This window comes from Reichenbachiella sp., from assembly GCF_039969095.1.
GTDB lineage: Bacteria > Bacteroidota > Bacteroidia > Cytophagales > Cyclobacteriaceae > Reichenbachiella.
Window position 1 is genome coordinate 862,257 of sequence record NZ_JBDVOL010000010.1, and the last position, 25,840, is coordinate 888,096.

Below are 25,840 nucleotides of genomic sequence, written 5' to 3' on the forward strand. Positions count from 1 at the left end.
TAGAAATGGAGAAGTTATATATCATATGTGTGGAAGATCAAAAGGAAGTACTTAATACAATTGCTGATCAACTATCCTACTTTGAAAATCAGTTCACCATTGAAGAATGTGAAACAGCGGATGAGGCGTATGATCTGATAAATACGATCGATCAAAAAGGTGACAAGGTAGCGGTGGTTGTTTCTGATCATGTAATGCCTGGGACCACAGGGGTAGATTTTTTTGTGAAAATGAAATTGGAAGATCGATTTGCTGGGGTGAAAAAAATACTTCTGACTGGACAGGCGACTCATACAGATACAATCAATGCTATCAACAAAGCTAAGATTGATAATTACATAGAGAAACCTTGGACAAAAGGTGAATTGATAGAAAAAGTATCTAAACTTTTAACAAGGTTTATTATAGAATCAGGCATAGCCTATGAGCCTTATACTGAAGTTTTGGACAAACAAACACTTTTTGATTTATTAAAAGTAAGATGAAAAAGGCAGGTCTAATTTTAGCTCTTTTTGTCTGCTTGATTGGCTGGCAAGTTTCAGCGTCACTTCCAGACTCTATTCAGCATACAACACATAAATCATTGAGATTCAGTGATATGAAGTTCTTTGCTGCTGGTCAGTTTTGGTTTAGACATACAAAACTCAATCCTGGTTCACAGGTAGACGGAATTGATGAAACTAGTATTACAGATTTATCTATTCGAAGATTCAGGATGGGCTTGAACGGCGATGTGACAGAAAGACTGTTTGTAAAAATTCAAGTAGGACTTAACAACATGAATTATCTAACTAGAATTTCAGGCATAAGCTTGCTTGATTTATTGGTAGTTTATAAGCTAGATAAGCGACTTCATCTGGGTTTGGGCAAAAATGGTTATACCGGACCCTCACGATATGCCAGTGCGGCTTCTACTTCAGCATTAGGTGTGGACATCCCAATTTTTGCCTTAAGTACGATCAATATTGAAGATGATTATCTAAGAAAGTTCAGTGTCTTTGCCAAAGGCAACCTTGGGCAATTAAATTACCGACTTGTATTAGCTAAACCAAGCAAACCTCTTCTTGCCAGAACTATAGAAGAAGAGGCTAATTTTTCTTATGGTGATCCTAAAATGCAGGTTTCTAGCTATTTTAAGTATCAGTTTCTGGAAAAGGAAACTATGCAAACCGCCTTTATGCCTGGTACTTATTATGGAACTAAAAAGGTTTTGAATCTTGGTTTTGGTTTTCTTACTCAAGATCAAGCTACCTGGAGTTTGGTGGAAAATGATACAAGTTATCACAGGATGAAACAGTGGGCTCTTGATCTGTTTGCCGATCTGCCGATGAATGCATCAAATACTCAATCATTGACATTATACGCTGCCTTTTTTCATACGGACTTTGGACCGAGTTATCTGAGAATGATTGGGGTCAACAACCCTACATTGCAATCCGATGGAAGCACTTTGAATGGAAGTGGCAACAGGTACCCATCAATTGGTACAGGTAAGGTTTATTATGGGCAACTGGGTTATCGGTTTATGTTGCCAGGTGAATTAAAAAGAATTGGAGCTGTCCAGCCTTATTTGAATATACAATATGCTGACTATGATCGTTTGCAAGAAAAAATGCTTCTTTACGAACTGGGTGGGAGCCTAATATTTGACGGACATAGATCTAAACTTACTTTCGGGTGGCAGAACAGGCCTATCTATAATAATGGTGATCACCCTACTGTTACAGAAAGAAAGAGCATGTATGTGCTTCAATATCAATTCAAGCTTTAAAATGTGTTAGGTTAAGTATTTGAGCAAATTATTGTGCTGATTTTAATCACCTTTATATCCTGTACCTTATCATTTTTTTAGTACAGACTAATGACTTAATTGTAGTAGTTAATTGTTTAACTAGACCACAAAGTCATGGAAGCAACTATCAAAAAGGATGGGCGGTTGAATTTTAGGATTAATCGTTCTCCAATAGCAATAGCCAATATCAGTAGTGAACAACCAGATATGGCAAAACCTGTGATCTTGGGCAAACAAGATTATGACGATTTAATAAAATGGAAAAGCACCAGACGTGAATTGCAAAATCAAAGAAGTACGATGTTCTTTTTTATAGGGCTTACACTGGCACTTACAATGATAATTACTGCCTTCGAATGGAAGTTTGTTGATAATGCAATCATTACAGAGCTTTCCATGGATGCTGTTGATTGGGAAGAGATACAAGATATTCCTCAAACCACTCAACCACCTCCTCCTCCTCCGCAACAAATTTTACAACAGCCAGTAATTGTGGTAGTTCCTGACGAGGAAATCTTGGAAGAAATTGATGTACAAATAGATGTTGAAGTTACAGAAGATATGGCTGTAGAAGATATAGAGTTTACGCTTGAAATAGAAGAAGAAGAGGCTGAGGAAATATTTATGGTGGTAGAGGAAAAACCAGAACCCAAAGGCGGAGTAAAAGCCTTTTATCAATATGTTGCTGATCATATCAAGTATCCACAGGAAGCAAGATATAACCAAGTGGAAGGCAGGGTATATGTTCAATTTGTAGTTAATAGTGAAGGTAAGATCAGTGATGTGGTGACCATCAAGGGAATTGGTAGTGGGTGCGATGAGGAAGCCGCCAGAATCCTAAGTCAAGCGCCCGATTGGAACCCAGGTAAGCAAAGGGGTAAACCCGTTAGTGTCAGGATGGTCTTGCCTATTACTTTTAAGCTTTATAACAGATAACTAATAGAAGTTTAGCGGATGATGTGAGAAATAGGTCTCTTTTTCATAAAAGGAGACCTATTTTTGTCATTAGATGGAAAGAAGAATAAAACTTATTTGGGATATGCATGGTGCGCATGCAAAAGGTACTGCCGAACATCACGCCATTCATTTGAAGGAATTCGCTGAACGTGAAAAAATCAGCACAACGGATGTGGGTACAGAAGATTTTTCTGACACGCATACCATCGCTTATATGGTGGTAGAAGAGAAAGATATGATTGCCGTACGTGATGCGTTGAGACCACAAAGAGCGGAGGTAGCTGAAGATTAGAGATTCAAAGTTGAATATCTTGGTTCTTGTTTCTTGAATCTGCCTATCTTTGGACAGACAACATTCCCGATTACCATTATTGGGAAAACTATGTCCGACCACAAAATCACATTTCTGATCCAATGTCATGACAGTAAAGGGATCATTTCTAAAGTCACCACTTTTTTCTATGAAGAAGGATTCAATATCCTGAGTTGTCAGCAGTTTACTGACAACATTCAAGAAGCCTATTTTATGCGAGTCAGTTTGGACGTTCGGGATTTGACTTACAGTAGAGAAGTACTCAATTTTAGATTCACCCAGATAGCGGATAAATTGAGTCTTAAATGGAAAGTTCATTTTACTGAAGACAAAGAAAACGTAGCCATTTTAGCTTCAAAAACTACGCATTGCTTATTTGATATTTTGGAAAAACATGGAGAAGGCAAACTACATTGCCATATTCCGTTGATCATTGCCAATCATGAATCTATCCAATATGTAGCGGATCAATTTAATATCCCTTTCCATCATTTACCTATCAACAGTGAGAATTGGAAAGAGCAGCAGCAAGTACTTCTAGATTTATTGACTCAGCATCACGTGGATTTGGTAGTGATGGCTCGGTTTATGCGAATCCTATCGTCTGAGTTTATCAATGAGTATCAGGAGAAAATTATCAATATCCATCATGCATTTCTTCCTGCATTTCAAGGGGCAAACCCTTATAAAAGAGCGTACGAGAGAGGGGTGAAGATGATAGGAGCTACGGCGCACTATGCTACAAATGATTTGGACGAAGGGCCAATCATCGAGCAGGATGTAGAGCGAGTATCCCATGCCAGCACACCAGCTAGTTTGGCACAAATCGGTTCAGACATTGAAAGAAAAGTTCTGAGTAAAGCGGTGAAGTATCATCTGGATCACCGTATAATCGTGACAGGTAATCGAACCATTGTTTTTCCCGAGACGGAGGATTAATAATAAACAATGCGGATTTTTCTTTAAATTAACTGATGCAGCGTTGAAATGTAAATACCAATCATAGATATGACATTTTCTCATTCAAATATTGACATTAGTCTGAGTCCAAAATTTGGACAAAACTGTATTTATTTTGTTTTCAAAGATAAATTCACTTTAGATGCATCCATCAATTCGACTAAATATTGGACGAATTTATTTGAATCAAATGCTGAAACTTCTTTTCAATTTATTTGGGATTGTACGAATATGTCTGGATTCGAGCCATCTGCGAGAAAGGAATGGTACGGTGCTATGAAGAAATACAAAAATCGTATTGATCACATTACGATTGTTTCGCCAAACATTCTGATACGTGGAGCAGCAAGAGTAATGATGGAGGTATTTGGTATTAAATCTAAGATGGTGAAAACCAAAGAAGAATTGAATCAATTGGCTTAAAGAGAAAACTTCTTCAAATTCAATTCACATCGCTCACCTTCTAGCAAATCTTTAGGGGTTTGATCTGCTAAGAGATCAGACACTTCTTTTACCTTTTGGCGATAGCTCTTTTTTAATTCTCTTCTTTTGATAGCTTCCAGAAAGAGTCTGACTTCTTCCTGAGACTCCAGAATCAACTGCGGTACTTTGGTAGGTTTGTCATCTTCACCTTTGGCTACCATGGTCACGTAAGAGTTATTGGTTTTTTTAAGTGTGCCTTCCTTTACGTTTTCTGCTATTACATTGATACCAACTACTAGTGAGGAATTACCCACATAAACGACGGAAGCCTTGAGGTGAACCAGATCTCCCACCTCTACAGGTTCGAGAAAATCAACGTTGTCCACAGATACAGTCACACAGTAGTTAGCTGCATGTTTACTGGCGCAAGCGTAAGCCACCTTATCGATCAATGAAAGCAAAATACCCCCATGAATCTTCCCGCCAAAATTGGCGTAGGAGGGGATCATTAATTCGGTAATGGTGGTTTTTGAATAGCTTACGGATTTTGCTTCTGCTCTATGCATTCGTATGGTCTTGGATTAGAAAGTGCCAAATTAGCCATTATCCACTTGTTTTTCGATATAGGAATCTAGAATTAGAGGATTTATAAATTAGCCTCCATCAAATTGAGAGTATCGTATCGTACCCGTTGAATTTTCAAAACTTCCTCTATGAAAAGGCTGGTTTCATCAATCACACTTTTTATGTCTTTGGACTGTAGGTCTGACGCCATCACATGATTACCCACATTGGGAAAAGCTAGGACTCTTTTCAAATGATCTGGTGTTTTTGTTTTAATATCAAAATCTAAAATTCCAGGTACCGAGATCACATGATCAGATTCTTCATCGCTCTTGTAATAGTACCCAATGAAATAAGGCGATGTGATTTTTTCAAATACTTCATCCTGCATAGTCTGGTCGAGTAGTTCCTGCAAAGCTATTAGTGCTTCTGATCGATAGGTCAAGGTCCAATAGCGCTCAATTGGAGTGCCGATTTTGGTTGTATCGCCGATTCTATAATCCCCAATCACAGCTCGTGTAATTTCTTTACCCCAGGGTTTGTTTAAAAGTACCGCAGTTGGATCGTCGATAGCCGTATTGGGTGAATACATGATTTGAGCAGCAACGGCTTTAGGGTTATGGGCAGTTAAAAATATGGATAAAGTTCCACCAGTAGAGCAGGATATTAGAATTACTTGATCTCCAATGATTTGTCCTATCGCAATAGCTTCAGCAGCTGATTGCATCAATGCCGCTGGAGTAAGTCCTTCAAAAGCATCGTCACCACTTAGACCATGATGTGAAAGTCGAGCTAGGTATAAGTTGCACCCATATTTCTTTGCTAATGTCTGGTGCACCGGATCCGACTCCATGACTCCAGCAGAAAAGCCATGTAAGTACACCATAGAGTAGGGAGTCTTTCTTACTGAATCAGCCCAAATGATCCTAGATTCGTTTTCAGACTTGATATTAAGAAATTGACTTTCAAAAGCAGCAATGGTACTGTCAATTTGATCAATTGAAACGGATAAAGTGGGTATTTCACTGGATACCTGTTCAAAAACTGGTCTTGGGCCTTGCCAGTAGGCTAGAAAAATTAACAACAAAAGTGCTAGAAATATTTTGTATCTTTTTTTCATGCAGGTAAGGCTGTTTAGAATTCAGAAATATGTAACACTAAGTAGTGATATTGAATTGGAATCTGCCATCTGTGATTTAACCTGTCTTTTGTCATTTTCTTCGCAGAGGCTAATGTGGTTTTTGAACTGTAATCTACCATATTTATTGAGATAAGTGCATTCTACTTTTGTGAAACTTTAGAATGAGTTTTTATCATTTTAAAGTACAGCTATTTGAGAGAAAGTACCCCTTTACACCTTGTTTCTAAGGTAGAGTATATTTCCTCAGCTCCAGCATACAGAAATCCAAAAATGATCAATCAATTGTTTAACCAAAACTTGGATTTTTATGGAGAAAATTTACTTAATTGTTTTATTATTTTTAATAAGTTCACCCGCTTTTAGTGGGGTTTCAGATGTCAGTCAGCAAGCGGCAGAATTGGCACTTAATATTGACGATCTTTGGGTATTAGTGGCAGCTGCTTTGGTCTTTTTTATGCAGGCAGGCTTCAAAGTTCTAGAAACTGGTCTAGTGAAAGCAGAACATCGAGCAGGCATTGGTGCAAAAAACTTGCTTGATTGGGTGGCTGGTAGTATTGCTTTTTTTCTTGTGGGCTATGGATTAATGTTCGGCTCATCTTCCTCTTTATTCTTTGGAACAGGGCATCTTGGCGGAACTGGGCTAGATACTGGCAAAGAACTTATATTCTTTTTGTTTCAATTGGCATTTGCAGGCACCGCTCTTACGATTGTATCAGGAGCCATGTCGGGTAGAACGGCAGTTATCCCATATTTTATTGCTTCATTAATGACGGCTACAGTGATCTACCCTGTATTTGGTTATTGGGCCTGGGGGAATTTAGCCAATCCTAATAATACGCCATGGTTGGCTAATTTGGGATTTATGGATTTTGCGGGTTCTACGGTGGTACATTCCACAGGAGCGTGGATTGCTTTAATGGGTATATATATGGTAGGGCCAAGAATAGGTCGGTATGACGCTTTGAAAAGAGTCCAGCCCATGAAATCATCGGATTATTCTTATAGTATTTTGGGTGTGATGATTCTATGGCTTGGCTGGTGGGGGTTCAATGGAGGTAGCACTTTAGCATTCAATAATGACGTAGTCAAGATCATACTCAACACCAATCTGGCAGGAGCAGCAGCATGTTTTTCGGCCTTTTTTCATGGTTATTTCTTTCAAAAGAAAAAAGATTTGATTGAAAAGATAGCTGGAGGCAGTCTCACTGGTCTAGTAGCTATTACAGCTTGTTGCAATGTGGTATCTCCCATAAATAGTTTGATTATTGGTCTATTGGCAGGAGTTATACATAACTATTTTTATGTACTTATAGCAGAAAAGTGGCACTTGGATGATCCGGTTGGTGCTATTGCAGTTCATGGTTTTGGGGGTGTTTTTGGTACGCTGTGCGTGGCGCTCTTTGGAGAAGCGGAATTGCTGTCTACTGATCGTTGGACACAACTGGCCATCCAGTTTTTAGGAATTACTGTTTGTTTTGCATTCACTAGTTCCATAGCCTTAGGCATGTTTTACCTGATCAAAAAGACTATAGGACTTCGTGTTTCACCAATTCAGGAGCAATATGGGTCTTTTATAACAGACCTAAGTGATCAGATAGATAGTATGCCAAGGCCTGACATGGAAGTAACTCAGGTGTCTGTTCGAGTATCTGAGCGAGGATATAACATGTACTCTATTAGAGAATACCTTAGTATTCCTTTAGAAGATAGAAAACGTCTGTTTGAAGACGATAAAGTACAGTACATGGATGAAGCTGGCAATTTGGTACCACCTCTTATCGCCGTACGTCAATTGGGTTTGATGCTAGAGTCGGAACGAAATTCGATACAAGAAGAACGCGACCAGATGAAATCAAAAGAGGTGGGTATGTCTTCTGAAATGAAACATGCCGGAGAGCTACAATCACTGATGCTAGGGGGTGAGGAATCATTTAAGGATTTGTTTCCTTCTTCGTTCATTTTCTTCGAGCCAAGAAAAATCGTCTCTGGGGACTTTTATTGGTTCAAACAGATCGCGGGATACAAAATTGTCATTGTGTCAAATACTACTAGTTCGGGGGTTTCTGGTGGATTTCTCAGTATGCTGGGACTTTCGTTGATCAACGAAATATTCAGTAGCAACAAAGTATACTATCCTGAAAAAGTATTGAGCTTGCTGGATAGAAAGTTCGATCATACCCTAAAAGTAAGATCAATGAGTAGTAGACTCATGGATTCTTTAGATGTCTCCGTATTGATCGTGGAAGAAGTAGCACAGAAGATTTACTATGCTGGCGCAAACAGTTGCCTTCATGTGATATCTAAAAACGGAATCCTGAATGAGTACCCGGGAAACTCGTTTTCAGTTGGACTTAGGAATTTGTCTGATAATCCTACATTTGATAGAAAAACTATCAACTATAAAGTCGGGGATAAACTCTATTTATTTACTGACGGATATTATGATCAAGTGAATAGAGCTGGTAAGAAAATATCCAAAGAGGTCCTGCTGAGCCAACTCAAGAAGTTTAATGGTCAGCGTTTTGAGGATCAGAAAGTGTCTTTGAAAGAAGACTTTTTGACATGGAAGCAGGACTGTCCACAGACTGACGATGTAGTAGTATTGGGGATTGGATTGCGATAAACAAAAAAAATCCACGTTCAAACGAACGTGGATTTATATATCATTCTGGCCAAAGACAGGCTTTGGGTATATGTCTTTTACTCGTTGTGCAACCAAGCTTTTTTAGCCAAAAGCTCGTCTTCTGTTTCTACGTAATCTGGATCATCCACACAACAATCCACCGGACAAACAGCTGCACACTGTGGTTCTTCATGGAAGCCGTTACATTCGGTACATTTTCCAGGAACGATGTAATACAAATCCTCATCAACGGGCTCTTGTGGTGCATTGGCATCCACCTGAGTACCGTCCTCCAGTTCAACTTCGGTCAAGCTAGTACCGCCAGCCCAATCCCATTCGATTCCACCTTCGTAGATCGCAGTATTTGGGCATTCTGGCTCACAAGCTCCGCAGTTGATGCATTCGTCGGTAATAATTATTGCCATTTCCGTTTATTTATTGATACTTAAAATAAGTGTGCAAAAATACTGATTAATTTTACGCGCCAAAATGTTTGGCGGGTTAGTTTAACTATACTGATTTATTTGATTTATGTTGTTGATTGACAGAATAAAATCCTTTGAAACACTTGGGAATCATTTGAAAAATCTTTCATCAGAAGAGCTGGAGGAGCTTTGTTTGGGTGCGAGAAATGAAAATGCGTGGTTTGTAGAAGATAATATCAAGTTAGCCATTGAAGGAATTGTTCTGTTTTTAAATCAACCTGAAATCGAGGATTGGTTGTCACCCTATGATCTCACTGATATTCAACCTAAGAAAGTAGGAGTGATAGCAGCAGGTAATATTCCTCTGGTTGGTTTTCATGATGTGATGTGTGTGCTGCTATCAGGCCATCATCTGATGATCAAGATGAGTTCAAAAGATGGGATATTGATGAAGTTCGTATTGAATGAGCTTTTTAAAATTCAACCCGATTTCGAATCGCAAGTAACTTTTGTGGAACGTCTCAATGATGCGGATGCAGTCATTGCCACAGGAAGTGATAATACAGCTAGATATTTCGAATACTATTTCAAAAACAAACCACATGTAATTCGAAAAAATAGGTCGTCTGTTGCGGTTTTAAATGGCAAAGAAACAACTATAGATTTCGAAAACTTAGGACATGATATTTTTCAGTACTATGGTTTAGGCTGTCGCAATGTTTCAAAAGTTTTTGTACCAAAAGACTATAACTTTAGTCCGTTTTTGGATACACTCAAGCCGTTTGAACCTGCCATTCATCATCACAAATACAGAAATAACTACGATTACAACAAATCGATTTATTTAGTCAATCGTGAACCATTCTTGGATACAGAGTTTTTATTAGTTAGGGAAAGTGAAGATTTAGTTTCTCCAATATCCGTTTTATATTATCAGGAATACACTGATGAAAATGAACTCAATGATTGGCTGAAAAGCAATGCGGATAAAATTCAATGTATAGTAGGGGATGGCCACATTCCATTTGGTCAAGCACAAAAGCCCGGAGTCGCAGACTATGCTGATGGCGTCGATACAATGGCCTTCTTAACTCGTCTATCCTGAGATTTCCTTGATTTTACTTCATTGTATGTTTCCTGATAGGCTTCATGCTCCGTGCCCATCCAGCGATCCCACCAGCTAAAGTATAGTCCATAATTAGCATTGAAGTGCTTGTGGTGCATGTCGTGGTGCGTAGTGGTGGTGTGCCAGTTGATCCATTTGCTACTTACAAAGTTTTTAGGGAATAACTCAAATCCCAAATGCCCCATTACGTTTCTGGTAATCATATAAATGAGAAATGAAAATATAGCAATGGAGTGAAGAGGAAGTGAAAATATCAAAATTGGGAACACGCCTGCTTGAACTACTGCTTCCAGTGGATGGAAAGCATAAGCTGCCCATGGGGATGGATTGGTGGACTGATGATGAACTTTGTGCACATACTTGAACACGCTTTTGTGATGCATCCATTTATGTGTCCAGTAGAAGTAACAATCATGAAAAAGAATCATGATAGCTAGGCTGATAAAGACCCATGGCCAACCATATTCAGATACTTCAGCATATATGCCGGTTCCTCCATTTTTTTTAGCATAATGAATGCACGTGCCAATCATTGAAAAAATCAAAACAGTTGACATGGAATAGGCAAACTCAGATAGTTTCCTTTTGAGACTTGGCAGTTTCTTTTGGATGATGAGGTGTTCTAATGGCTTTCTCAGAATCACCCAAATAAGCAAATAGCTACCTGACGCAAAAATGAAGTAGCGTAGAAAATCTACAACTACCACTCGTTTCCATATCTCTGGTATTTGTTCAAAATCCATTTATTCCCATTTTAAACACTGAAATTAGTGAAAAACTAACACTCTTCCAGACTACAATGCTCATTTGGTGATTCTAATTCTATAGTAACATGATTTATTTCTCCAGCTTTAAGGATTTTTCTAGCTTGAGATTTTATATCAGCACCAGTATCTAAATCAACATCCTGATCAAGCACCAGGTGAATGGTCATGATGTGATACTCACCATCCATAGTCCAGGTATGCATATCATGCACTTGTTCTACATATTTGATTTGCTGAAGTTTATGCTCCAATTCAGTGGTGTTCACATCGGGAGGAATGCTCTGCAAAATGATCTTAAGGCTGTTTTTGAGGTTCCTGAAAACATTAAATAAAATATACCCGGCAATCATTAGAGATAGAATGGGATCAAGAATCGGGAATTCTATTAGACTCATTACTATACTTCCGATAAGAACGGCTACCCAGCCCAACACGTCTTCCAAAAGATGTAGCGAAACGACTCGTTCATTGGCTGTTTTCCCTTTTCTTGTTTTTAGTACAGCTGCTCCATTTACGATTACTCCAAGAATAGCCAAGGCGATCATTCCTTTGGCATCGGGCTGTTCAGGAGCTATCAGCCTAGGGATAGTTTCCATCAAAATGAATATGGAACCAATCAACAATACCATAGAATTGAGAATGGCGCTCAGCACAGAAAAACGTTTGTACCCGTAGGAAAAAGTGGGTGTGCGACCCTTGTGAGAAATCTTTTGAAAATACCAGGATATGCCCAAGCTGATACAGTCTCCTAGATCATGGATGGCATCAGAAATGATCGCTACGCTGTTCACATATAGACCACCTACAATTTCAATAATCGTAAAGCCTAGATTAAGGAAAAAAGCCGTCTTGATGTTGTCTACATCGTGATGGTTTTGATCATGTCCATGATGATGATGTGGCATTTATATTTTTTGGCCAGTTGGTAATCCGTCAAGTGATACCATATTTTTTTCCTTCCAGTACTCTTTTACTTTTTCCCGGCCTTTTTTGTCATGATAAATATCTAACAAATCTCTGTGTTCTACAAAATCATACAACGGAACAGCCATGCCACAGGAGTGCTGAATCTGTTCTACTTCTACTAGGAAGATTTGACGCGCCCCTGTATTTGCTTTGAATAGAGGTGCATAAGTTGACCATTCAGCATCTTGTTCGTAGATGGCTTTAGCCATGCCATAGATTCGCATAATGTTGGGTTTGCCATCAAAAGCACACATCATAATGGTCATTCGATTGGTTTCAAGAATATGGGCTGCTGTTTCGTTGCCACTTCCTGTCAGATTCAGCCAGGCCACTTGTTTTGGGTTTATAATTCGGAATGAATCTGTGCCTTTAGGCGAAAGGTTGATTTTGCCATCTGATGCTGCTGTAGCTACAAAGAACATTTGTTGTGCTTCAATAAATGTTCTTGTTTTTTCGTCAATAGACGCAATGAGTTTAGACATGTCGAATTTTTATATGTAGTAATCAATAGAACGAAACATCCGAAATTTGGATTCTAAAATTCATTCTTGAAAGCTAATGAATAAGAAATAGGACAATTAGAAGAATGTATGAAAAAGTTTGATCAATTCGTCGAAATCCATTCATAAGCAAATTATATCTGCATGAAAGGTATTATTTTGTTAGTAATAATTAGGTGAATGCAATATTACAAGCAACAAAACCGACAATTTGAAGCAGATATTCTTACCGTTGGCTGTATAGCGGGAGTCATGCGAATGGTGGTGGCGATTTATCGCGACCTACCATTGACCGTAGTTAATTTGGATTTTGTGGTAGATTGTTCCCTTTGTTTGATTTTCTTGATTCCACTATTCCTTCTTCGATTCAAAATTCTGTTCGAATATATTGCTGTTCCATTTTCTGCTTTGATGATTTTCTTTTTGTGTGCGAATTGGATGGTGTTGAATGGATTGAATGGTCAGGGAGAATATTACTTTATTGGTGGTATGATATTAATTGCCCTAATCAATAATGGAAATTGGCTAAAGTTCTTCGTCACTACCTGTATCATATTAGAAATGGGGTTGTTGTATACGTCCATTTATAGAATGGAATTGATGACATACGCCAACCCTGAAGACATAAATATTTACCATTATCTGTGGGTCACTATAGTGGTTACGATTGCGCTACTTTATCACAAGTCTCAATTCGATCTTAAAAGAAATGATTTGAAAGAAAATAAAAAGAGTTTGGAGTATAAAGTAGAAGTGCTTGAACGACAAAACAATCAATTGGAAGAACAAAAAAAGATGCTTCAGGAGTCCAATAATTGGTTGGAAAAAAGTATAGAAGAACGAAGTGAAAAACTAATGGATCAACGCCAATCTATTGAAAAATACCTTTCAGTTACACTTTTTGAAATTGAGCCCTATTTAAAGTCAACAGTTCAATCAATCAGTAACTTAGACGAGAATGCTAAAAAAAGTGCCATGGGAACTTTGTTAGTTCAATCTTCCGAGCACCTTCAATCTGCTATTCAAATTGTGAATAGCAAACTGAAAAAAGGTTTTTATTACAATCCAAAAAATTGATAATCCCCTGTATAGCCTAAGCTCCGATATAAGAAACAATGAATTTAAACTACTAAAAATAGTCTTAGTGGCATCTATTGTTTTTTGGTTTTTTGGTGTGGTGAAGGGGAGTTGGTTCGATGGCGATGAAACGGTTCTTTTATTAGATTCTATTTCATTTGGGATAGCCCTTTTTTTGTGGATTGGTATTTGGCAAGGGTACGATTATGACAAAATCGCACATGTTTTTTGCTTGACTTGGTTTCCGATGTTCGTGTGTTATTGGAAGTATCTGGGTGGAATTGATGGCTCAGCCACTTATATTTTTTTCACGGTGCTCATGATTTATCTTGGATTGCTGCAAGGTAAATCAAGACTATTTATGACAGTTCTATTATGTTTAATTAATATGATGCTGACTTTAGATTCTGGTTCAGAGATTCTGTTGAGCATTGGATCCCAAGAGAATCAAATAAACCCACTTTCAATTAATTATTTGCTTAATTCGGTGATTGTTGCATCTATCGTAGTTTTTATTAAAGTAAAATTCGAGAAGGAACGAGAGAAAATTGAAATACGAAACCTCAACTTGGATCGTGTCAATCAAGAGCTTTCAATTAAAAATGAAATGTTAAGCAATCAGCAATTACAAATCAAAAACATTCAAAACAACCTTGAAGAGTTGGTACATGAACGAACACTTGAGCTGGAAGATCGAAACAAGGAGTTGGAATCTTACGCATATGACAATGCGCATTTAGTACGCAGACCACTTTCGAATATTTTGAGTTTATTGGAGATATTAAAGGAAGAAGACAAAAAAGGTATGAGTGAAACTCAACTTAAGAATATTGGAAAGCATGCGAAAGATTTGGATCAAATCGTGCAGAAGATAAACATGATACTTCACTAATTACCTCAATAAATACATCTTCCCAAATCCATTTTTGAAACCTTTATCAGCCGAAGTATCTCGATGTTTGAAGTTTTCTCCAGGGTTTTTAATCAGTACTCTATACAAATACACGCCATTGGCCAATTGATCACCATAGTTGTCTTTGCCGTCCCAGGCGAAGTCTGTTTTGTTATTTCCAATGTTTAATGGTCCCAATTCATCCATAAATATTTCTTTGACCACGCGGCCCGTAACTGTCAATATCTGAATTTTAATATCTTCGGGAAACTCTGAACCGGTCAGAGTAAATACAAATCTGGTACTGGAAGAAAATGGATTTGGGTACGGATAAAAGTTCGTTATTGTCGATTCATTGATCACTTCGAAGTTAATCTCATACGGTTTTATTCCTGAAGGATTGCCAGAAGCATCATTGGCCAAAACTCTAAATCCATACATACCATCTTCCAATCTTTCTGGGGTGAAAGTAGATTTGAAATTTTCTTCGTTTGTAGCAGGCGACCAGTCCATATAAGAACTACTAAATGCAATTCTTTCAAAATCACAATCTTCACACGGTTTTTTAATGTAAATATTGATTCCTACAGTGTCTTCCAATAGTAGGTAGGAATTATCATCATTGACATGAACTTCAATAGACGGCGTAGGGGAGATAATATCTCCATCCATGATTTGAATACCATCAAAGGAAACGTCCACCAAAGGGTTGGTTTCGTCAGGGTTGACCATCAGATACTGAGGAAAGCGAGCAGAATTATTGAAAAAGTAAACTTCATTTGGATAATTCAGATTGGCAGTTAACAGCAAATCATTCAATCCCTGATTGCCGACTGTCTTAAAATGGAGATCAAATTGCGCCGAATCACCACTGCTTAATGCTTCTAGGTTTAATGAGTCTTTAAGATTAAGTGCACTCGCCTCATTGAGTAATTCATATTCTACTTTAATTGAATCCTGAAAGTCTTTGTTAGAAAAATTCCAATAAGTGTAAGAGTGACTAAGCGGCTGACCTTCCTGCACTTCTAATGATTGATCAATCCCATCTCGGTCATTGATGAGTAAAAGTCCCTCAGGGGCTGTTTCATACTCCACAAGCCAAGATTTTAGTTGATGTGGTGTTTGCAACACCACATCACTTAACTCTAATTTAAGTCTCAGATAAGGATAGATACTTGCGTCTACGGAACTGATGTCAAATTCAACAATACTATTGCTTTGATACAAGATTTGATCCGTTTTGTTTTGTTGTACACCGTAGACTGTGAAGGTCTTATTGTCATCCGCAGGGTTAGATGAATCTTCAATAATTGATGTGACTTGAGACCAAGAAAGTGCCGGACCAATCAGTCCTGAAGTAATTTCACCAGAATCATAGCTGCCATCTAATATTTCATCAATGTTTAACTGTGCTTCATTTGGTTCAGGAGCTAAAGATCTAACTATGGTGCCTGAGTTTGCCGCAGCATCCTTTGCACCCAACATGATGACAGGTTCATCGCTGCTCAAAGTGATGGCATCAAGCTCCGTTCTATTTAAACCTAAAGATTCCAAATCATCAATAAGAGAGGTAGGAAGCGTGGTGTAATCAAATGCGCCTAATGAATATATCAATACCTTATCACCACTTTCGATGTTATTGATAAGTACTTCCGGGCCATAAATACCCGAAATATCCGAAGTCGTATAGTTGTATATGACCTGAGGTCTCAGTCCACAAACCAAAGGTTGGTTTACATCATAACCAGGAGTTTCCACTGCTTTAAAAGGAATGTTAGATTCTCTTTCTAGAGCTAGAAAATTTAGGGTATTGTTTCTACATCCTGAGTCACGGTCAGAGTTGGTACTGAAGTAATTTTGTCCGTCCAAAAGCACTTCTGTATCCTCATAAGTTAGGGTAGGATGATTGGATCCATAATTCTGAACTTCTAGCTGCAACTGTGAAGTCAGAAAAGTCCATTCTCCCGTAGAAGGATTCACAGATAAACCGTCCAATTCTGCTTCAGCAAATTGAGCTGGTTTGGTTTGACTCCAAGCTTCTCCAGAAGTTTTGTCCAATATAAAAGAACTAGTAATCCAATCTTCTCCTTCCGAAGGCAATGGATCAGTGAACCGAGTTCTCCAATAGAACGCCGTTCCATTAGATATAGCACCGTTGGCCTCCAAGTTGATATTTAGCTTGCCGATGACTTTACTACTGATAGACTGACTCATTAAATAGGAACTATTAAATGTGGATGAGGTGTCAATTTCAATATCAAAAGATCTTTCTCCTACCAATAGATTGGAAGATTGAAAATAGAAATCTACATCAGAATCAGACTGAACAGAGAAGTTGGATGGAAATAGATTAAATGTACTTCCTGATGATAAAAACAAGTCGAGGGATGCTGTATTGTTTGTTTTATCCATCTCATCAATCCTTCCGGAAGGGTCGAGTTGGATGGAGAAAGTATTTAGTCCGGCAGCATTATTTACTTCATTACCTATGGTAAATCTAATGGTGTCTTCTCGTAGTATCTGATCAAACAATTCTGGTTCGTAAATAAATGTTTGTCCGTCTGGAAATGTTCTGGTGATAGCAATTTCAAAAGTATCACTGGAGTATATTCCGAAATTTCTAATATTCATTTCTAAATAAAAAGAATCTACCGTGGCAAGAAGTTCTGATCCATCGAAGGTACCTGCCTGTAAGTAATTTTCATTAATGTCATAGTCAGCTTTGTCTGGGGCAAAAACCTTTACCGCAGGATCTCCTTGTAAATTGAGTAATTGAACTTGGGCGATGGAAGATTCAGAAGATCCGTATGTGCTTATATATCTTTCAGAAGTTTCTTTTTTGATTTCACCCACAGTTTTGCCACTAAAAGCACTTTCTGTAAAAGCAATCTCGTAAAAAAGGTTGGTAAACCTTCTGAGGCTAGTAGAAAAGGCCACATGACTATGTGCCATAAAACTGACAGCACCTAAGTTTGGAGTCAAAATCCAATCCACTCCAAATGACTCTGTTTCGCTAAAAAAGTCTCCAGCCAAACAACCATTGACCATAAAAACAGGATACTTTCCTTTATTGGAATAGCCAAAGGCGGGATCCGAAACTGAACCAATTTCAATATCGGTAACACTACCGCTAGAGTGACCAAAAAAAGTAACCATCATAACGCCTTCGTTTACTTCTTCTGAAATATTAATGAACTCAACAGCATCATTGTTGTCTTTTGATAATTGAGTAGAAGCACCACCTAAAAGTTCACCTTCCGCAATGGAAGCAAACCCATCGATATAGGCTTTGAATAGATTTAATTCAGATTCAGAATTTCCACCACTAAGGTGGACCAGGTTCTTTTGTCTAAGCGAGTTAAAAGGAAGGGCTTCTTCTTCTATGACTTTGTTAAGATAAGCTTCAATATGATCTGGCGAACTGGCATTTATTCTTCCTGTTGCCAGTACTCCATAGCCAACTCCACCATCAAACCCTTCGGAAAACGGGTCATCTCCTCCTGGATTTCCAAACGTGGGTATGAAATGTCTATGGGTCGGTGCTGAAGGATCTTGTCTATAAAAATTAGCACCCACATTTGAAGCTTTTCCTATTAGAAATAGGAATTCAGGTGTGCCATTGTCATACACATATTCACAAAATCTTTTAATAGCGAGGGGAGACGGATTTCCATAATTAAATTGATTGAATAGCACATGGATATCAATATCCAAGACGGTATAGCTTCCACCAGCTATAGATTCTCGATAGTTTTTGTAGGCAGTTACTTGATCGCCTTGCCCACTAGAAGTATTTCCTCGTAAGTCTGTATGGCTAACCATGAGATAATTATAATTAGCCGGATTGAAATTATTGAAAAAGACTTCTTCGAACGAGGTAACTGTTTTGGGTTCGGATTGGGCGAATAACACTCTTTCAACACTGGTATTGTCAATAATCGCGTTGAAGTTGCCACTTCCTTCGTTGACACCAATGATGATAGGGTCTATAGTATTAGTTATATCATAAAGAAGAATGTCAGATGGAGTATTGGTGACCTCGATGTATGATTTATTTCCGTTGTTGGATTTCATTCTAAATCTGCTGCTAGGGGACGATTCCATGTCATATGCTTTGCTGTAATCCACTTTGATATAAGACACTGCTATTCGGTCTGCAGCTCCAGATACACCATTAATTGTTGTTCGCACAAATAATTCTCCTCCAGACGATATATCACTCCATTCTATTTCTTCTGCCACTAAGAAATTTTCGTCGGCGTCGAAGGAGACAGTTGTTAATTCTCTTAGTGAACCATCATTTGGCCCTACTGATAGGGTAGCGTTATGAGCGTTATTGTTGCCCCCAACAAGTTGAATTTCTACTGACGGATTAATATCATCTTGAACGTCACTGGTCAATCCAGTTATGGTATGGTCAATATTTTGACCTAAACTGGCAAAAGTGCCAGTCCAGCCTTCTCCACGATCATAGGTAGGTAAGATGATGGCGTTTTGAGAACCATAACTTTGACCTTCATTGTAAATAGTGGTGAACAGCTCAAGGTTTTCACTCAAGTGGTAATTTTCAGCGGGTAGTCCATCGATATTGTTTTCTGAAAATTCACTTAGCCTTAATCCTGTTTCTGTATTCAGTTTGTAGGTTAGGAAATAAGCAGAACTATCCGAGAATATGTTATAGTAAGTATGTGGTTGATTGGCTGGGTCATTGTATAACTCGGTGTCTGTAGAACCATCACTCTTTTCAGCATAAAATTCCAAATAATCGGAAGGGTCAAACACCCCATCTATCTGACCTTCAATATGAATGGCCACTTCTTGTCCCAAATGAAAAAGTTGAATTTTTCGAGGGTCTGCTGTACCCACAGGAAATCCAAATCCAGACAGATCTGAACGACTCAATCTATAAATCCCATTTTCTCCAATGTTGATTTTGAAGTAGCGCTGGTTTTGATCTATCCACTCATTGCCGTAAGGCTGAGCCATGGAATTAGCGCCAAGCACTAATAGCAATAATATGATATAGCACCTATTTTTTATCATTGAACCCAAGTTTAAGTGATATAACATGAGAATATGGGGTTTCAGCTTGATCTCCAATGTCTGTGAGTGCATAGTCGATATTAAAACTCTTCAGCTTTATCCCAATTCCAAAATTAGGTTGATAGACGGTAGAAGTAGTACGGTCAAAGTTCTGAATCTCTTGAAACTGACCCGCCCCAAATCTTAAAAAAAACATAGATAAATAGCTGGCTTCGAGCCCAAATTTGGGATCGATAGAGGCGATATTTGATTTGATTAGCGTATTTCTTTTTCCGTCAAAAGTAGTTTCTAGATCTAGTGCAAGCAATAAACCAAATTTCGTCAATATGTCAAATTGATAACTGACGCCAAGAATGGCTCGAGGCAAAGTGATTTCAATGGAATTTTCAGGGATTACATTGCCTGTCTGAGTATAGATATCGGCAACCAACTCTGTGTTGTGAGACCAGGCGTTGTATGTACCGGTAATGTCTCTTAGCATCAAGGCTAAATTCAATTTCTTAATTGATTTGGAAAGACTTAGATCCAATCCATATCCCCAAGCAGTTGCAAATTGTCCCGCATGACGATAGATGATTTTTGCATTTCCGCCCACATCCAATCCTCCCAAAACATTTATTTTCCGAGCATATGAAAAGAGAAAAGCATAGTCTGATGCTGAAAAGAACTTTATATTGTCATAATTGAGCGCTCCATTAGCATCGTATAAAAATCTGGTATCCGGTATATCATCTATACCAAATCGTATCACCGAAAGAGCTAAAGAACTTACCGAGTCAATCTTAGTTGCGAATCCCAAATAATCATAATTGGCAATGCCAGCGAAATATTGTGCATGCATCAATGAGACATCATACTTATATTCCAGCTGAGTAAGACCTGAGGGGTTCCAGTAGCCTGCACTTACATCCTCAGCTACCGATGTGAATGCACTGGCCATTCCTAATGCACGAGCATTCACCCCAATGGCCAAGAATTCATTACTGTATTTTGGCGTATTGGATTGAGCAAAGGAGTTGGAAATACATAGCCATCCCAAGATGGCGGTAATGACTATTTTCACGTGCATCAATCGTTCTATATGGACAAATCTAAATACTCTCACATTGCTAGTCAATTATATTCTATCAGTCTCTGAAAATTCTCGTTTGACAATGATTTATTTAGGTCGAAAATTGAAAAGTCCATTGATCGATAATGTTTTTCTAACACCAAAAGCATGAATAAGATATAATTATTAGAACAATTTACTGTACTCAGTAAAGAATATTCACAAATTTCAATTTTTTTCACATAGTACTTGGTCTTACAAGGTACTATTCCGTATAGAGTTATCAAGGTCAAGAAGAATTTCAAAAACCAGTCATTGCCGACAAGATGATGGCTCAAAATAAACTCACTAAAATTCAAGACTATGATAATTTTAATTTTTCTCTTGTTCGCTTTAGTCTTTCAATTGGTTGGAAGTCTATTGAATTGAGCAAAGCCCAAGACGATTGGATATGAAGATAGAAAACACACAAGTACAAATGAGGAAGGGCATTCTTGAATTTTGCATTTTGCAGATAATTTCAAGAGGAGAGGTGTATGCCTCTGATATGCTCGAAGAACTCACATCAGCCAAAATCATGGTAGTAGAAGGTACGCTGTATCCACTACTTACTCGATTGAGAAAGGCTGGATTGGTAGATTATAAATGGGTGGAGTCCAAATCAGGGCCACCTAGGAAGTATTATACCATTACAGATGAAGGTAGCGAGTTTTTGGGTAAATTAGATGATACCTGGAAAGAACTCATGTCGTCTACCAAAAAGATAAGTGCCAAAAAGGTATCGAAAACCAAGGCAAAAAAATCATGACAATCAACAAAACTATAATCAGAAACTCACCAATGGGAGGCCATTCTATTGGATCAAGTATAAATTAAAAGACAATGAAGAAAAATATTAGTATCAATATAAGCGGTATTATTTTTCATATAGAAGAAGATGGATATGCTCAGCTCAAAGAGTATTTAGAAACCATCAACAATTACTTTTCTAATTATGAAGATAGCCCTGAGATCATTGCGGATATTGAAAGTAGGGTGGCGGAGATCTTTTTATCTAAGCTCGATGATGGCAAACAAATCATTAACCATGATGATGTAAAGGCACTCATCGACACCATGGGTACCGTGGCAGATTTCGAAGCTCTAGAAGATGATGAGCCAACACCAGCTAAAGAAGAACCTACTCCAGAACAGAAGAAAGAAAAGAAGAAGGAAGAACAGCGCGCACATGATGCCGAAGATCCTGGTAAACAAAAACTGCATCGTGATGAGAAACGCAAAGTAGTTGGCGGTGTAGCGGCAGGTATTGCCTATTATTTCAGCATTGACCCGCTTTGGATTCGATTAATAGCAGTATTGCTTCTGTTGAACATTTTCGTAAGTTTTTTAAGTGGAGCGGTGCTCATCGCATACATTATTCTTTGGATTGTGATTCCAGGATCTAATACGTTAGGCGACGATGAAGAGGTCAAAAAGATGTTTAGAGATCCGGACAATCAAGTGCTTGGAGGAGTTTCTAGTGGTATTGCGGCCTACTTTGCAGCAGATGTGACATTGATTCGTTTGTTGTTTGTATTGTCAATTTTCCTTGGTGGTACGGGGCTGATCATTTATATCATTTTGTGGATGATTACTCCTGTAGCAAAGTCTCTAACAGACAAAATGCAAATGCAGGGAGAACCTGTTACCCTCTCAAATATCGAGCATAACGTAAAGAAAAGCCTCAAACAAGAGGAAGGCGAAGAAAGCTCTTTGGCTAAAGTTCTATTATTTCCATTTCGATTGATTGCTGCACTATTCACAGCAATGGCTGGTTTATTAGGGCCTGCTTCTAAGGTATTAATTGATGTTGTTCGCGTGTTGGCAGGACTCGCTATTACCATGATCGGTGTTTCAGGAATGGTCAGTTTATTTATAGCAGCTGGTGTATTGCTAGGTTTGTTTACCGGATTCGGAGATTGGATCAGCGGTACATTTTTACCTGCTGGTATAGTAGCTGAAAGTGTCTCAGGATTTACCTTCTTAGCAGTGTTCCTTACGGCTTTTATTCCTTTCTTGGTCGTATGCCTTTTAGGGTTATCGATTATTTCCAAACGAATGGTCCTTCGAGCTCCTCTAGGGTGGTCGGTATTTGGCGTATGGGTGATTTGTTTGATCAGCTTATCCATTGCCATTCCAAGTGTTGTAGGGGAGTTTAGAAATGAAGGTACATATCGAGAAACCCGAACCTTTGATTTGGACTCGTCTGAGGACATTTTATTGACCTTGAATTATGTGGATTTTACTGGAATAGATGCTACAAGTTTGAAATTGCGAGGACAGGAAGATTCTATTGTGCGACTGGATATGAGGTATGAAGCTCATGGAAGATCACGTGAGCAGGCAGAGGAAAATGCTCAGATGATTACTTACGACATCCGACAAAAAGGTAATGAATTGATTTTTGATTCTGATTATTCATTCAAACCCAGATCCAAGTTCAGAGCTCAGCAATTAGATATGACGCTCTATATTCCATACAATAGGAAATTTGTGATGGACGAAGACATGGTAGACATTATCGAGCATACGTTTAATAGAAACGGCTATAGAAGCTGGCAAATTAATTCCACGAACGAATGGATGTTTACAGAAGAAGGATTGGATTGTTTGACATGCAGTGAAAGATACAATTCAGGTGGACTCCTAGATAGAGGTCGAAGAAGCGATGCAAGACCCAAAGCAAAAGACAAAGTGAAATACAAAAACAAGTCTTATGACGGCGAACCTATGGTTTTTGATATGCGCGATTTTGACGAAATTGAAGTCGGTGGAATTTACGATGTTTATATTGCGCAGGGTGATGAATATAGTATTGAAGTGAAAGGAAGAGAGCGATACAAACGTGATGTCTTGATTAAAAAGTATGGGAATGTCCTAGAAATAGATATGGCAGGTAGAAAATGGGATCTGCTGAAAGACCTCGATAATGACCTGAGGTTAGATGTTTTTATCACCATGCCTGGGCTTGAAAAAATCAATAGCAAAGGGTTGTCTTACTTTGAAATCAAAGATTTTGAAGTGGATGATTTGGAAATTGATCTGAGCGGAGCTTCGTCAGCTGAAATGAATCTGGATGCCAAAGAATTAAAGATCTATTTGAATGGGGCGAGCTCTTTAGAACTGGAAGGACAATCAGAATACATGGAAGTAGATGTATCTGGTGCATCAAGTTTGAAAGCGTATAATCATAAAACTGAAAGTGCTGAAGTATCTGCATCTGGAGCTTCTAATGCTAAAGTAAATGCCAGCAAAAGGCTATCGGTAGATGCCAATGGACTTAGTACAGTTCGTTATGAGGGAGATCCTGATGTGAACATTCTCAACGAGGATGAGTTGAGCACCGTACGCAGATCCGGTCGATAAGAAAAACACATTTCAAGTTTATAGTCTAATCCTGACTCCCGATTGATATCGGGACGTCAGGGTTTTTTATTAAAGAGGTTACTTCAAGTAACCTCTTTAATGCTTATTCTCTTACTCAAAAGGATCAGACCATTTTTCATCCGTATAAACGTTGCTTCCTATCAGTGTTTTCATAAAAGCAATGACTGCTTCTTTCTCTGAATTGGTAATCACAAGATTTCGTGTTGTATTGTTATTTCCATCTTGTTGTACACACTTACGCCTTGGTAACTCAATTCTACCTTTGTATAAAGGCTCGTTTGACTAAGAAAAGAAAACGGCTTATTTGTCTAATAATAAGAAGTATTGATTGAGAGATTAACCCCATTTAATATAAGTTGATTATTAAAAAAGAAAGGAACCATCTGTAGATTAATGGCCCCTCATTTATTATTTCAATAAATTTATAATGTTGATGCAACCTCGAGCAACCAATCTGCATCTAGTCCATGAATTCATAACCAATGGGTTTTAAAATAGGTCAAACAAACTCCGAATCTGAGCTGATCCGTCAGTGCAAACGTCAAGAAAGGCGTGCGCAAAAGCTGTTGTATGAGCAGCAGTCACCAGTGATGCTCACCGTGTGCAGACGGTACATGAGCGATGAAGATATGGCTGAAGAAATAATGCTTAGTGGATTTGTGAAAGTGTTTGGTAAGATCGATCAATATAAGGGTGAAGGTAGTTTTCAAGGCTGGATCAGACGGATCATGGTCACGACCTGCCTCCAATGGATCAGAAATAACCGAAAACTCTATAAGGAAGTGGATTTGGATGAAATCAATCCAGCGGTAGATTTTGAAACCGCAGATCAGAGTCTGGAAGCAGAAGATTTGATACAGATGATTCAAGAGTTGCCACAAGGATACCAGACCATATTTAACTTATATGCAATTGAAGGATATACGCATAAAGAGATCGCAGAGCAATTGGAAATTTCTGTAAATACCTCCAAGTCGCAATTGAGTAGAGCGAGAAGCTTGCTACAGAAAAAAATAGCTGAGAGTGAAAAAGATTTAAAAAAGAGAAACAATGGAAGCTAGGGAGACAGATAAGTTATTTCGGGAGAAGCTGAAGCATACACCTTCTATTCCTAAATCGGAAAGCTGGGAAAAATTGGAGTCAATGCTTGATGAGCAAGAAAAGGCACCTTTTTTCACGCTAGCCAGAGTGGCTGCAGCTGTGCTGCTATTACTTATATCAGGCTTGGTGCTATTCTTTTTTCAAGCTGATACCAGTCAATCCATTGAAGTGGCTGAGGTAAAAACCTCATCAGAAAGCCTAAAGAAAAGTCATGTGATTGTTCCTGAAGTGAAGCTTGATGAAAATGAGGAAACAGAAGAGGTAGAACCTGTAGAAATTCAGAAAAAGCTAGAAGGTGAACCTAAGCCAATAAAGGCCACTAAGCCCGTATTCAGAAAAGAAAAAACTGAAGAAATTGAGCAAACAGAAAATAGTGCGCCTACAATAATTGAAGAACAGCAATTAGCGCAAATGGAAAATAACCCTACTGAGGTTGAAGATACTCCATTGGAAAAGAAAAAAATTAAATCCATTAGAATCACTTATAAACGAGGAAGCAATCCATTGCTTAAACAGGATGAAATGGTAGCTCAGCAAAAGGTAGATTCTACTGAAAATAACAAAATCAAGGAACTGTGGGAGCAAACTCGAGAAATCAAACCGGGAGATCTCTGGGCGGACATTAGAGATGCCAAAGACAATCTGTTCCAAAGAAACTCAAAAAAGAATAACGTCAAAAACTTAAACAAATAA

General features: G+C 38.3%; 22 protein-coding genes. 14 read left to right on the forward strand and 8 right to left on the reverse strand.

Features of this window, described 5'->3' with window-relative positions; genetic code table 11:
- Window positions 1-5 precede the first annotated feature (5 nt).
- The 6 genes from ABJH98_RS06980 to ABJH98_RS07005 all read left to right on the forward strand — a co-directional run bounded on the left by ABJH98_RS06980 (window position 6) and on the right by ABJH98_RS07005 (window position 4,445).
- Window positions 6-485, forward strand: coding sequence for a response regulator (locus ABJH98_RS06980; RefSeq protein WP_348306918.1), 480 nt, complete (start codon window positions 6-8; stop codon window positions 483-485).
- The gene (locus ABJH98_RS06985) at window positions 482-1,771 is read left to right on the forward strand and encodes a hypothetical protein (protein ID WP_348306919.1); all 1,290 of its coding nucleotides are present in this window, start codon (window positions 482-484) and stop codon (window positions 1,769-1,771) included. The genes ABJH98_RS06980 and ABJH98_RS06985 overlap by 4 nt, the downstream gene beginning before the upstream one ends.
- Window positions 1,772-1,906: 135 nt before the next feature.
- The gene (locus tag ABJH98_RS06990; RefSeq protein WP_348306920.1) at window positions 1,907-2,728 is read left to right on the forward strand and encodes an energy transducer TonB; all 822 of its coding nucleotides are present in this window, start codon (window positions 1,907-1,909) and stop codon (window positions 2,726-2,728) included.
- 73 nt (window positions 2,729-2,801) lie between these two features.
- Window positions 2,802-3,041 carry a hypothetical protein gene (locus ABJH98_RS06995; RefSeq protein WP_348306921.1) on the forward strand — a complete coding sequence of 80 codons (240 nt, stop codon included), beginning with the start codon at window positions 2,802-2,804 and terminating at the stop codon, window positions 3,039-3,041.
- 90 nt (window positions 3,042-3,131) lie between these two features.
- On the forward strand, window positions 3,132-4,001 hold the full coding sequence (gene purU, locus ABJH98_RS07000) for a formyltetrahydrofolate deformylase (RefSeq protein ID WP_348306923.1): 870 nt from the start codon (window positions 3,132-3,134) through the stop codon (window positions 3,999-4,001).
- 69 nt (window positions 4,002-4,070) lie between these two features.
- Window positions 4,071-4,445, forward strand: coding sequence for a hypothetical protein (locus tag ABJH98_RS07005; RefSeq protein WP_348306924.1), 375 nt, complete (start codon window positions 4,071-4,073; stop codon window positions 4,443-4,445).
- On the opposite strand, the gene ABJH98_RS07010 is transcribed toward ABJH98_RS07005, so the two are convergent.
- Complete coding sequence (locus ABJH98_RS07010; protein WP_348306925.1) at window positions 4,442-5,011, reverse strand: acyl-CoA thioesterase; 570 nt, start codon at window positions 5,009-5,011, stop codon at window positions 4,442-4,444. The two genes, ABJH98_RS07005 and ABJH98_RS07010, sit on opposite strands and share 4 nt — an antisense overlap.
- Before the next feature lie 80 nt (window positions 5,012-5,091).
- Window positions 5,092-6,129 carry an alpha/beta hydrolase gene (locus tag ABJH98_RS07015; RefSeq protein ID WP_348306926.1) on the reverse strand — a complete coding sequence of 346 codons (1,038 nt, stop codon included), beginning with the start codon at window positions 6,127-6,129 and terminating at the stop codon, window positions 5,092-5,094.
- 328 nt (window positions 6,130-6,457) lie between these two features.
- Here ABJH98_RS07015 and amt point away from each other — a divergent pair, with 328 nt between their 5' ends.
- Entirely contained in the window at window positions 6,458-8,773 is a 2,316-nt protein-coding gene (amt, locus tag ABJH98_RS07020) for an ammonium transporter (RefSeq protein ID WP_348306927.1), read from the forward strand.
- Window positions 8,774-8,850: 77 nt separating this feature from the next.
- Here amt and ABJH98_RS07025 read toward each other — a convergent pair whose 3' ends face one another.
- Entirely contained in the window at window positions 8,851-9,198 is a 348-nt protein-coding gene (locus ABJH98_RS07025; RefSeq protein ID WP_348306928.1) for a 4Fe-4S binding protein, read from the reverse strand.
- A 106-nt stretch (window positions 9,199-9,304) separates the two neighbouring features.
- Here ABJH98_RS07025 and ABJH98_RS07030 point away from each other — a divergent pair, with 106 nt between their 5' ends.
- Window positions 9,305-10,303: an acyl-CoA reductase gene (locus tag ABJH98_RS07030; RefSeq protein WP_348306929.1), complete on the forward strand. Its 999-nt coding sequence runs from the start codon at window positions 9,305-9,307 to the stop codon at window positions 10,301-10,303.
- Here the strand turns inward: ABJH98_RS07030 and ABJH98_RS07035 are convergent.
- From ABJH98_RS07035 to ABJH98_RS07045, 3 genes are read right to left on the reverse strand one after another with little or no spacing between them, the layout of a single operon-like run.
- Window positions 10,255-11,067, reverse strand: a complete 813-nt coding sequence (locus ABJH98_RS07035; protein WP_348306930.1) for a sterol desaturase family protein — start codon at window positions 11,065-11,067, stop codon at window positions 10,255-10,257. The two genes, ABJH98_RS07030 and ABJH98_RS07035, sit on opposite strands and share 49 nt — an antisense overlap.
- Window positions 11,068-11,102: 35 nt before the next feature.
- On the reverse strand, window positions 11,103-11,996 hold the full coding sequence (locus tag ABJH98_RS07040) for a cation diffusion facilitator family transporter (protein WP_348306931.1): 894 nt from the start codon (window positions 11,994-11,996) through the stop codon (window positions 11,103-11,105).
- Entirely contained in the window at window positions 11,997-12,539 is a 543-nt protein-coding gene (locus ABJH98_RS07045; protein ID WP_348306933.1) for a pyridoxamine 5'-phosphate oxidase family protein, read from the reverse strand.
- A gap of 198 nt (window positions 12,540-12,737) precedes the next feature.
- Here ABJH98_RS07045 and ABJH98_RS07050 point away from each other — a divergent pair, with 198 nt between their 5' ends.
- Both ABJH98_RS07050 and ABJH98_RS07055 read left to right on the forward strand, forming a co-directional pair.
- Complete coding sequence (locus ABJH98_RS07050; protein WP_348306934.1) at window positions 12,738-13,634, forward strand: hypothetical protein; 897 nt, start codon at window positions 12,738-12,740, stop codon at window positions 13,632-13,634.
- Between the two features lie 67 nt (window positions 13,635-13,701).
- A complete protein-coding gene (locus tag ABJH98_RS07055) occupies window positions 13,702-14,526 on the forward strand; it encodes a hypothetical protein (RefSeq protein ID WP_348306935.1) in 825 nt (274 codons plus the stop codon).
- Here the strand turns inward: ABJH98_RS07055 and ABJH98_RS07060 are convergent, their stop codons facing one another.
- Window positions 14,527-19,569, reverse strand: a complete 5,043-nt coding sequence (locus tag ABJH98_RS07060) for a C25 family cysteine peptidase (protein WP_348306936.1) — start codon at window positions 19,567-19,569, stop codon at window positions 14,527-14,529.
- Window positions 19,556-20,674 (reverse strand): PorV/PorQ family protein, encoded by a 1,119-nt coding sequence (locus ABJH98_RS07065; RefSeq protein WP_348306937.1) that lies wholly within the window; start codon window positions 20,672-20,674, stop codon window positions 19,556-19,558. The genes ABJH98_RS07060 and ABJH98_RS07065 overlap by 14 nt, the downstream gene beginning before the upstream one ends.
- A gap of 397 nt (window positions 20,675-21,071) precedes the next feature.
- On the opposite strand from ABJH98_RS07065, the gene ABJH98_RS07070 reads away from it, so the two are divergent.
- The 4 genes from ABJH98_RS07070 to ABJH98_RS07085 all read left to right on the forward strand — a co-directional run bounded on the left by ABJH98_RS07070 (window position 21,072) and on the right by ABJH98_RS07085 (window position 25,840).
- Window positions 21,072-21,428 carry a PadR family transcriptional regulator gene (locus ABJH98_RS07070; RefSeq protein ID WP_348306938.1) on the forward strand — a complete coding sequence of 119 codons (357 nt, stop codon included), beginning with the start codon at window positions 21,072-21,074 and terminating at the stop codon, window positions 21,426-21,428.
- 74 nt (window positions 21,429-21,502) lie between these two features.
- Window positions 21,503-24,025, forward strand: a complete 2,523-nt coding sequence (locus tag ABJH98_RS07075) for a DUF2807 domain-containing protein (protein ID WP_348306939.1) — start codon at window positions 21,503-21,505, stop codon at window positions 24,023-24,025.
- Between the two features lie 503 nt (window positions 24,026-24,528).
- Complete coding sequence (locus ABJH98_RS07080; RefSeq protein ID WP_348306940.1) at window positions 24,529-25,107, forward strand: sigma-70 family RNA polymerase sigma factor; 579 nt, start codon at window positions 24,529-24,531, stop codon at window positions 25,105-25,107.
- A complete protein-coding gene (locus ABJH98_RS07085; protein WP_348306942.1) occupies window positions 25,097-25,840 on the forward strand; it encodes a hypothetical protein in 744 nt (247 codons plus the stop codon). Before ABJH98_RS07080 ends, ABJH98_RS07085 begins: the two co-directional genes overlap by 11 nt.